At 67.0% G+C, this 9,813-nt stretch carries 10 protein-coding genes; 4 read left to right on the forward strand and 6 right to left on the reverse strand.

Annotation, left to right across the window (positions count from 1 at the left end; all coding sequences use genetic code 11):
- Positions 1-516: 516 nt before the first annotated feature.
- The 3 genes from chrA to NCC78_RS21855 all read left to right on the forward strand — a co-directional run bounded on the left by chrA (position 517) and on the right by NCC78_RS21855 (position 3,083).
- Positions 517-1,878, forward strand: coding sequence for a chromate efflux transporter (gene chrA, locus NCC78_RS21845; RefSeq protein WP_250796685.1), 1,362 nt, complete (start codon positions 517-519; stop codon positions 1,876-1,878).
- A gap of 193 nt (positions 1,879-2,071) precedes the next feature.
- Positions 2,072-2,956 (forward strand): HupE/UreJ family protein, encoded by an 885-nt coding sequence (locus NCC78_RS32585; protein ID WP_372495176.1) that lies wholly within the window; start codon positions 2,072-2,074, stop codon positions 2,954-2,956.
- Positions 2,850-3,083 carry a hypothetical protein gene (locus NCC78_RS21855; protein WP_372495177.1) on the forward strand — a complete coding sequence of 78 codons (234 nt, stop codon included), beginning with the start codon at positions 2,850-2,852 and terminating at the stop codon, positions 3,081-3,083. The genes NCC78_RS32585 and NCC78_RS21855 overlap by 107 nt, the downstream gene beginning before the upstream one ends.
- Before the next feature lie 18 nt (positions 3,084-3,101).
- On the opposite strand, the gene NCC78_RS21860 is transcribed toward NCC78_RS21855, so the two are convergent.
- A complete protein-coding gene (locus NCC78_RS21860; protein ID WP_250796690.1) occupies positions 3,102-3,377 on the reverse strand; it encodes an ArsR/SmtB family transcription factor in 276 nt (91 codons plus the stop codon).
- A 150-nt stretch (positions 3,378-3,527) separates the two neighbouring features.
- Between NCC78_RS21860 and NCC78_RS21865 the strand changes: the two genes are divergently transcribed.
- Positions 3,528-4,598 carry a cation diffusion facilitator family transporter gene (locus NCC78_RS21865; protein ID WP_250796697.1) on the forward strand — a complete coding sequence of 357 codons (1,071 nt, stop codon included), beginning with the start codon at positions 3,528-3,530 and terminating at the stop codon, positions 4,596-4,598.
- A gap of 1,073 nt (positions 4,599-5,671) precedes the next feature.
- On the opposite strand, the gene NCC78_RS21870 is transcribed toward NCC78_RS21865, so the two are convergent.
- From NCC78_RS21870 to NCC78_RS21890, 5 genes are all read right to left on the reverse strand, one after another.
- Entirely contained in the window at positions 5,672-6,220 is a 549-nt protein-coding gene (locus NCC78_RS21870) for a PIN domain-containing protein (protein WP_250796699.1), read from the reverse strand.
- The gene (locus NCC78_RS21875; protein WP_250796700.1) at positions 6,217-7,317 is read right to left on the reverse strand and encodes a helix-turn-helix domain-containing protein; all 1,101 of its coding nucleotides are present in this window, start codon (positions 7,315-7,317) and stop codon (positions 6,217-6,219) included. Before NCC78_RS21875 ends, NCC78_RS21870 begins: the two co-directional genes overlap by 4 nt.
- A gap of 705 nt (positions 7,318-8,022) precedes the next feature.
- Positions 8,023-8,463, reverse strand: coding sequence for an NUDIX hydrolase (locus NCC78_RS21880; protein WP_250796702.1), 441 nt, complete (start codon positions 8,461-8,463; stop codon positions 8,023-8,025).
- A 329-nt stretch (positions 8,464-8,792) separates the two neighbouring features.
- A complete protein-coding gene (locus NCC78_RS21885; RefSeq protein ID WP_250796703.1) occupies positions 8,793-9,326 on the reverse strand; it encodes a GNAT family N-acetyltransferase in 534 nt (177 codons plus the stop codon).
- A gap of 69 nt (positions 9,327-9,395) precedes the next feature.
- Positions 9,396-9,813, reverse strand: a 418-nt coding sequence (locus NCC78_RS21890; RefSeq protein ID WP_250796704.1) for a type I phosphoribosyltransferase, incomplete at its 5' end; no start/stop codon positions are given.

The following is a 9,813-nucleotide window of genomic DNA, read 5'->3' on the forward strand; positions in this document are numbered from 1 at the left end:
GGTCCGAGACTACGAACGGCTACCCGACCACCACGCCGCGATGGTCCAATGGGCCATGATCATCGTCATGACCCGCCGCCTCGCCCGCCACCAACACACCTGAAACCCTTATTTACCAGGCTCTTAGTGCGGGTGGAGCGGGTCCGTCTGAGTGCGGGCTGTCATGCGCCGCCAGGGACTCGAACCCCGAACCCGCAGATCAAGAGTGAACCCTCTCAGCCCGCGTCAGTTGCGCTGACCTTGCTTCGGCTTGGTCGCTCGGCTTGATCGCTCGGCTTGCCTGCGTGCTCATTTTGCGATCAGTTGGGGTCAGACAGGGGTCGATCCATTCCGGCCTCGGCGACGTGGACCGCCAACGTTCAGAGGCTCTCCACCCTCGCTGCCGCCGTTGACTTGCTCCTTCCCGCATGATGGTATTCCCTACCAACCTGGTAGATATTGAAAATGACTGCCGGCATGGCGGATGTGACGGATGCTCTAACCGACGGCTCGCGGGGGTCGGCGGCGGAAGCGGCGGTGCCTGTGCGTGACGTGGTGCTGCTGGGGCAGGCGGTACGGGCCTGGTTTTCGATCTCCTTGCAGACGTTCGGTGGCCCGGCCGGGCAGATCGCGGTGATGCAGCGGCACCTGGTCGACGAACGCCGATGGATCGGGCAGCGCCGGTTCCTGCACGCCCTGAACTACTGCATGCTGCTGCCCGGTCCGGAGGCCCAACAGCTCGCCATCTACGTCGGGTGGCTGCTCAACGGGCTGCGCGGTGGGCTGATCGCGGGAATCTTGTTCGTGCTGCCCGGCGTCATCGCTTTGCTGGCGCTGTCGGCGCTGTACGTGGGGTTCGGCGACACCCGGATCGTGACGGCGTTGTTCGCCGGCCTGGCGCCGGCGGTGGTGGCGATCGTCGCCCAGGCGGTGTGGCGGGTCGGAAGCCGCGCCCTGGCGAACCGGGTCCTGCTGGGCTTCGCCGTCGCTGCGTTCACCGCCTTGGCAGTTTTCGGGGTGCCGTTCCCGATCGTCGTGGCGCTGGCCGCGCTGGCGGGTTGGGCGGTCCACCAGTGGCGTCCGGCGTACCTGACCTCCGCTGGTCACGGCTCTAGCGGGAAGGACGATCCCGCCCCTCTGATCTCGGATGATGCTCTGCACCACAGCCGGCCAACCACGCGGCGTGCCATGACCGTGTTGGCGGTTGGATTGCTCGCCTGGTTCGTCCCGGTCGTTGCGGTGGCGGCACTGACGGGTGTTGGCAGCGTCTACACCCAGCAGAGCCTGTTCTTCTCCGGAACCGCCGTGGTGACCTTCGGCGGCGCGTACGCCGTGCTCGCCTTCGTCGCGCAACGGGCGGTGGAGGACTACGGGTGGCTGACCGCCGGGGACATGGTCCGTGGCCTGGCGCTGGCCGAGACGACACCCGGTCCGCTGATCATGGTCGTCCAGTTCGTCGCCTTCCTGGGCGCCTACCACAATCCGGGCAACCTCAATCCGTGGGTTGCCGGTGTCGTCGGCTCGCTGTTGACCACCTGGGTGACCTTCGTTCCGTGCTTCCTGTTCGTCCTACTCGGCGCGCCCTACGTCGAACGGCTCCGCGGCAACCACACCCTGTCCACCGCGCTGACCGGAATCACCGCCGCGGTGGTCGGCGTCATCGCCAACCTCGGCCTCTACTTCGCCGTGCACACCCTCTTCGCCCGGCAGCACATCGTGACAACCGGCCCGCTTCACCTGGAGCTGCCCGATCCCGGCAGTTGGCGACCGGTGCCGCTGGCCATCGCCGCGATCTCGGCGGTGCTCGTCTTCGGGCTCCGATGGTCGGTCCTGCGCGTCCTGGGCGTCAGCGCCGCCCTCGGTCTCGCCGCCGGCCTGGCGGGGCTACCCGTGGCCTGACGCCGCAGCCAGCCGACCCGAAGCACTTCGACGTTCTCGTTGCCAGGATCACTACGGGAACTAGAAGCGGCGGCCGAGCGACTACCAGACGACGCGGCGGGGTTCCCGGCCTGCGGCGCTGGCGGAGAAGAGGGCTGGGGCGATGTTCGCTGCGGTGCGACGGGGCTCGGTCGTTGCTGGTGTGGTGGCAGCCATGGTGCTGGTGCTTCCAGGGGCGGCCTGGGCTCACGGTGTCGGCGGATCGAGCGAAACCGTCGGCGGGTTCGTGTGGCTAGGCACGAAGCACATGCTCGCCGGCTGGGATCACCTGCTGTTCGTCGGCGGGATTCTGCTCCTGGCGGGCGAGATCCGGCGGGCGGCGAAGCTGATTTCGCTGTTCGCGCTCGGGCACAGCATCACCCTGTTCACCGCCACCGTCGCCGACTGGCACGTCAACCCGGTCCTGGTCGACATCGTGGTCGCGCTGAGCCTGGTGTTCGTCGGCGTGGTCGGCCTGCGCGGCAGACCGAAGAACTGGACCTGGTTCGCCGCCGCCGTGCTCGCCTTCGGCCTCGTCCACGGCCTGGGCCTGGCCACCCGGTTGCAGGACGTCGGCCTGCCCTCGGACGGGCTGGTTCCTCGGGTGCTGGCCTTCAACCTGGGCGTGGAGATCGGGCAGCTCATCGCGGCCGTGGCCATGTTCATGATCGGCGACGTGCTGCGTCACTACCTGCCCCGCCTGCGTGATGTCCGGCTCTCACACGGTGCGCTGATCGCCGCCGGTGTCGTCGCCGCAGCGGTCCTGGCCATCACCTCCGGCACTGACGCGCTGCGGCCGGTGCAGGCCGCTGCCGACCCGGCGAGCACCTGCGAGGTGCGCAACCGCACCGAGACGTTCCCCGCCGGCGGGGGGGCACCCGGTCAAGGACTTCTTCGAACCGGGCGAGGTCGTGCCGGCCACGTCGTTCGGGCACGTCATCGGCGACGGGTACGTGATCGTCACCTACCGGCCGGACCTGCCCGCCGAGCAGCTCGCCCAGGTGCGGGCCTTCGTCACCGACTCCACCGCCGGCCGGGTCGTCGGTGGCGCCGCCCCTGACCAGGCCGAGGCGGTCAAGGCCGTGCACGCCTACCGCACCATCGCCTGCCACACCGTCGACGTCGACGCGGTCCGTGGATTCACCCGCGACTGGTTCGCCGACCCCCGTTCCAAGGTTGGCGAGTAGCCGCACCCACCTCGCACGTCAGTCGTGGTCGGGGATGCCGGCCACCCGGTGAGACGCCGCCTGCATGACCTCGGTCACCAGTCGCCGCACATGCCCACCTCGAGCGGAGTAGAGGGCCCGCCGGCCGTCGCGCCGCACGACGACCAGCCCGGCCAACCGCAGCTTGCCCAGATGCTGCGACACCGCCGGCCGCGCCACCCCCAGCGCCTCCACCAGCGCCGTCACGTCGTGCTCGCCGCCGACGAGTAGCCACATCAACCGCAGCCGGGTGCCGTCGGCCAGCATCCGCAACATCTCCGTAGCCGCCTCTACCTGGCTATCAGCAGGAAGGCGTTGTTGCAGGTCACTGGCACCTGCACGATTGTCGCGTGCGTACATGAGCACATATTATCGCCGCCGTCGGGGGTATCGACTGTCATGCCGCCTGGGACGTTGGGAGCCGCGGTGAACGACCACGACCACCAGCAGGAGCACGGTCACGACCACCCGCACGATCACGGCCACCATCACGGCGGTCGACTCGCCGCCTGGTGGCATCGGCTGACGCATGCCGTGGTTCCGCATTCGCACGACTCCCGCGCGAAGGTCGACCCCGCGCTGGAGTCTTCCCGCGAAGGGCTACGCGCCCTGTGGATCTCGCTGGTCGGCCTCGGAATCACGGCCATCGCCCAGGCGGTCATCGTCGTGCTGTCCGGCTCGGTCGCCCTGCTCGGCGACACCCTGCACAACGTCGCCGACGCGTTGACCGCCGTGCCGCTGGGCGTCGCCTTCCTCCTCGGCCGGCGCGCCGCCACCCGCTCCTACACCTACGGCTACGGCCGCGCCGAGGACATCGCCGGGATCATCATCGTCGCGGTCATCGCCGCCTCCGCCGTCGCCGCCGCCTGGACCGCCGTCACCCGGTTGCTGCACCCGGCCGAGGTGACCCACCTGCCCTGGGTGGCCGCCGCCGGCCTGGTCGGCTTCATCGGCAACGAACTCGTCGCCCGTTACCGCATCCGCGTTGGCCGCCGAATCGGCTCCGCCGCCCTGGTCGCCGACGGCCTGCACGCCCGCACCGACGGCTACACCTCCCTCGCCGTGCTCCTCGCCGCCGGCGGCGCCGCCCTCGGCTGGCGGTGGGCCGACCCGGTCGTCGGTCTGGTCATCGCCATCGCCATCGCCTTCGTGCTCAAGGACGCCGCCCGCGAGGTGTACCGGCGGCTCATGGACGCCGTCGACCCCGAAATCGTCGACCAGGCCGAAACCACCCTCCGCGCCGTCGACGGCGTCCGCGACGTGGCCGCGGTCCGACTCCGCTGGATCGGGCACCGCCTGCACGCCGAAGCCGAACTGGTCGTAGACACCCACCTCAGCCTCGTCGCCGCACACGAAATCGCCGCCGACGCCGAACACCAACTCACCCACGCCGTACCCCGACTGGCGACCGCCACCGTGCACACCGACCCCGACTGCCACGCCGGCGCCCACCACCACCCCGACCTGTCCCACCAGCGCCGCCAGGGCGCAAGCTAGGCGCGGCTCACCAGCATCGCCGCACAACCGACCCCACAATCCGGCGTACCGGTCGACTCGTCCGTCGCCCACCAGGTCAGCCCCCGGTGCGCCCCGTCAAGCGGACCTTGACGGTTCGTACGGAAGCTGACACGCCGGGTGGTGGTCTGCTCGGCTCGCCTTGGACGATGGCGTGCGAGGCGTCATGGACATCCTCGGCCACTCGCAGATCGCGGTGACCATGAACATGTACGGCACGTCATGCGGGCCATGCAGCAAGAGGCCGCAGCACACATAGACGCGGCGCCCACTGAGCCTGAGACGGGTGATGGCACTGATGAGTGACATCGTTGCTGTCGGCGCTGCTGTCACTCGCGCTGAAACGACATCTGGGCACCCACCCACGAGGAGTGAATGCCCAGATGATTGCTGGTGCGCTGCCAGGGACTCGAACCCCGAACCCGCGGATTAAGAGGTTGATCATGGTCGAGTCGATACGTCCAGCCCCGTCGCGTGAGTCCATCCGTTCGCCGGTCAGCCCCAAATTCAAGGAGACAACATCCCGCTCAGTCCACCAACTGCTGGCCCGTCCATCGCGCTGGAGCACCCACGGAGCACCCCCGCACGGCATGGGATCCCGAGCGCCAACGGGGACGCGGCCCGGCCTCCTCCCGGCCTCTCTACCCGACCTCCTCGCGATACTTCCACTCGGACGATGCTTGTCGGTGGTGCAACATCCCGAACGCGATCGGACCCGAGGTTGCGGATCGGGGCTCCGCTGTTCGGTTATGCGATGGACCTCGGCGGCGGGTGGTGGCAGGTCCATGCGCTAGTGGACGACACGCCCCAGCAAGCCCGGGGACCTGGCCGACCGGGCGCGCGAACAGCTCGCCGAAACCACCGACGCGGATGTGGCAGCCGACCTGGACTGGTGAAGGTCAACGAGGTGACCGTGGCGGGCAGCCGGTAGCGGATCGTCCGCGCGGACACGTTGGCCCGGTTCGGTCCGACGGACCTGAGCCGCCCCGGCCCACCGACCCCGACCCGCCCGAGGCCAGTAGACTCGCCGCAAATGCGTTCCCGAGACAAACCCCTTATAGCAGGTGGTGCCTGCGGGCGTAGGCCGGGAAGTCTGCACCCGAGCAGGGAAGACGAGCACTCGTCGCCCTCAAGGCGTCGATGAGGTTGCCCGCACCTATCTCGGTCTGCTTGCCAGTCCGGCACGCTGCAGCGAGAAGCCAGATCGTGCCATGGACCTCTGCTTGGTGCTCACGGGCAACCTTGGTGGCCTGCCGGTCGTCCGTGATTGCGATACCTCTCCGCAGCTCAGCAGCAGCGAGGACGGACGCCTCACCGAGATTGCGCTCCTCAGCGCCAAGTCTTCTAACCCATGCTGTGAAGCATCGAATCTCGTCAAGGGTGTCCAACTGAGCCTTCTTTAGCCAGTCCACCTCGCACGCAGCCATCAGTTCTGGCCGGGTCGCAGCTCCCGACCGCAGCTCCTCCATCACCACCTGCGTCGTCCAGCAGTCAGCGTCCATGAGCAAGTCTTGCAGGACGTCCAACCGGTCAGCGAGGGTGAAATGAGATAAGAGCATCGTATCGAGCACAAGGACCGACCCCGGCGGCATCGACAGATTCACGGAGCAATCTCCAGGTCATCCTCCTCAGGCAGGTCCGCATCAGTGATCTGGCCGTACATCAACTCGAGGGCCCTAGCTCGAGTGATTCGGTTGGCCCGCCACGCCTGAATAACCGCATGTGCATAGCCCGGCGACACCCGCACCGAGGCAAGATCGGGCTGGGGCACCCAACCTAGAGCCTCCATGAACTCCGCGCGGGTGGGCCGGGGGAAGCTCCAGGCCCGACGTGTCGCGGCATCGATCACCTCGGCCTGCTCAGCCTGTCGTAATGTCAACACCCAAGAGGTGCGGTATCGAGCGGCGTAGGCAATCAGCCGATCCCGGCTCGCGCGCCCGTCACTCAAGGCGCCGGCCATCGCATTGACCGGCAGCAGCAACTCCGCAGCGAATGCATCGATCACCGCTTCGCGATCCGCGCGAGACGTACTGACTCCCAGGTCACTGGAATATTCGTCTCCAATGATCAAATGGCCAAGCTCGTGTGCAGCGGTAGCTCGCCGGCGACCGGGGTCGCCCTGTGTGCTTACAACCGCAACAGCCAACTCCCCCTCAATTAGGGACGCGCCATCGCCTGGCAGGTCAGTTACAAGCACCCACTGCCCTGCGCGCTCACAGAGATCCATGATGCTGCCGATTGGTTCATCACCGAGATCAGTTTGCTGCCGCAACCACTGGGCCGCTTGCCTCGCATCAGCCTCGGATGCCACCGTACCGGTGTATCGAAGTAGCGGATGAGTCTGCAAAGCGCCGACGCTTACGAGTTGCTGCACATTGCGCAGCCACTCAACCAGAGCGATCTCCAAACGCTCAGAGGAGCGAGCGGCCTCGGTGTCGGTCTCTTCGGTCAGCATCGCGGCCCGTCGAGACAGCACCGCCGGCCGCGGCTCGATCAAGTACTCCATCGATACCTTCAGCGCACGGGACAATCGTGCCAACTCCACCCCATCGAGGCGCCTACTGCCAGCCTCAACCTTGGCCAACATGGTTCGATCGAGCCCCACGCCATCGGCAAGGTCCTGCTGCGACATGCCTACTGACAGGCGCGCCTGCCGCACCTGCTCGCCGATGCGGCGCCAGTCCTGCTGCTCTCCAGCCATAGTGCGATAATCGCACACCTCACGCCGGAATGGGTCAACACAAGGTTCCAACTGCCAACCATGGCCTCCAGATATTGACCTGCGGCCAAGAGACTGGGCCGGCGATGGACAGTCCGGCACGGCCAAGAGCACCAAGGCTGGAGGTGCTAGACGCGCTCGAGGGCACCGACGTCAATGATCGGGTCCGGCACGCGGCGGAATGATCTATCGGGCGTTGATCGAGGCGGAGGCTGACCGCGGCGATCAACGCGGTCCCGCAGGAGCGCAGCCAGACCCGGTTGGCGCGGCGTACCGCCCGCACTTCCAGGATGCGAGGTTGATCTTGGCAGAGTCACGCGGTCCGGCCGAATCCCAGGAGTCGCGACACGACTGCGGAGATTCCCCGGCATCGAGCAGAAGAAGTCCGCTATGGCAGTAGGGATCCTGGCCCGGGACCTGGCGGTACCGATGAAGGAGCTGTCTGGCACGGGACATTGCCTACGACGTGCACGTACGGCGAGTGTTCCTACGCACCCGGCTTGCGGAACGCGACGACGTCGACCACATGATCGAGGTTGCGCGATGGCTACACCCCCGAGCGGCCCGGAGAGCTGGGCTTCATTGGCGCCGTGGCCGCCACCCTGGACGGCGCCCGGAGCCCGCAAGGAGCCTTAAAGGCAGCTCGGGACTTCAGACTCGGCCCAGCGATGCTGTGGCCAGCCTGCTCTACAGCGAGAGCAGTGCCTCCTCGTTGGAGGCGATGAACCCTTTCAGGGCATCCGGCTTGAGATCCACGGCGGGCAGCTTGTCGATCGTCACCCGGTCAAGCTGGTAGTCACCACGCGATGGATCAGCGAACTCCTGCCCGGTACGGGCGTCCTCCTGCACCTGAAGCAGCCGACAGGCGAAAAAGTGCTGCACGGAAACGCCTCCGCCATCAGGAGCGGTGAACAAGAACACCTGGGCGAACTGGTCCGCCTCAGCGCCGAGCTCTTCGTGCAACTCGCGGCGAAGTGCGGCCTCCAGGGAGACATCCGTCGACTCCAAGCCGCCCCCTGGCGTTGTCCAGTACGGCGCCTGGCCGGGCTTGATCCGCTTGATCAGCACCAGGCGGCCGTCTTTATCCAGAAGGATGGCCCGCACCGACCTACGCACGATCTGACGCACGACTTGCCCCTATCCGCGCACGGGACGACTCACCAACAGCAGTGTGAAGTTACCCGGTCGCAGATCGCGCGCACAATGAGTCACCAGATCCGAGCCTGGCCCCGCCCCCCTACGCGACGCGCCACGTAAATGGCCTATCTATCCGCTGGCGCGGCACCGCGTGCAACCGAGCCAGCCCGGTCCAACGGCTCCCGAGCACCCGCCGAGCGACCACCCACCACCAGCAGATACGAAGAAGACCCTGGCCCGGTGTGAACCACCAGGCCAGGGCCTTGATCGTTGGTGCGCCGCCAGGGACTCGAACCCCGAACCCGCGGATTAAGGGGACATCAAAGGGGCTGCAAGCTGCTGACCGGCACGAAGCCGCGGGCCCGATAGTTCGCCAGCGCGTGAGGATGATCCCAACTTGAGGTATGCAGCCAGACGCGCCGCGTCCGCCCGCCGAGCTCTACACCGTTCTGCGGCCCCTGCAGGTTCCACGCAGCATGCGTCAGCAGTGACAAGGAGTAACCGCCGTATCCATGTCCTATGTACTCCGGCCTGAGGCCGAAGGTGTCCAGTTCCACCTCCAGCCCTGAATGCCAGCGCAGACAGCCCCAACCGGCCAGCTTGTCGTTCACATGGATCCACCAGTGCTGCAACGCCGGGTCGCTGAGCCAGTCGACCCAGTTCCGTTTTGACCATGCCAAGCTCGACCATCGATGCGCCAACGCAATGCGATCGTGTACCTCCTGCAACTGCGACAAGCTGTCCCCGGCCGCGTCCTTGACCGGCACCAAGGCCAGGCCCTCGACAGCCCTCGCCCACCGCAGCTGGCCAGGACTCGTCATCTGCAGGTACGTGACCACCTTCTCGGAGTGCACGCCTATCGTCTCCCAGGCGGCGGATCGCAGCTGCCCGGCATCGATCAGAAAGGGCCTGGATGCTCGGGTTCAGCCGCAGGAAAGGATGGACTGCTCCAACGGCACGCCCGCCGTGCAGAGGGGACACTCTTGAGGTTCCCATAACGTGTTAGGCCATGAAGCCAGCGTTGTCAGTGGCACGGGGGCCAGGGATTGCTGCCGTAGAGCCGTTTCGCCCAGCCGAAGCAGGGCGGCGATCACGACCGGTTCGGCGCCACTCGCCCGCACCGCAGCGGCCGTCGAACGCACGGCGGATCCGGCGTTTATGACGTCATCCACGATTGCCACGCGCCTGCCGCTGATGAGGGCAGAGAATGCCTGAGAGCCTGGTAAATAAGGGGTTCGGGGTGTCGGCGGATCGCGCAAGAGATTGATGATCGCGCTCGTTGCCGGCGTGGCGGCGTGACATGGTGAAGGGCCTTCGGTACGAGCAAAGGCGACTAAACCA

This window comes from Micromonospora phytophila (assembly GCF_023656545.1).
Classification (GTDB): Bacteria; Actinomycetota; Actinomycetes; order Mycobacteriales; family Micromonosporaceae; genus Micromonospora; species Micromonospora phytophila.

Bases quoted from the DNA above. Each gene is read 5' to 3' on its own strand.
- NCC78_RS21860 (WP_250796690.1), bottom strand. From the start codon at position 3,377: ATGTTGCGGATGCTGGCCGACGGCACCCGGCTGCGGTTGATGTGGCTA.
- NCC78_RS32585 (WP_372495176.1), top strand. From the start codon at position 2,072: ATGGTGCTGGTGCTTCCAGGGGCGGCCTGGGCTCACGGTGTCGGCGGA.
- NCC78_RS21875 (WP_250796700.1), bottom strand. From the start codon at position 7,317: ATGGCTGGAGAGCAGCAGGACTGGCGCCGCATCGGCGAGCAGGTGCGG.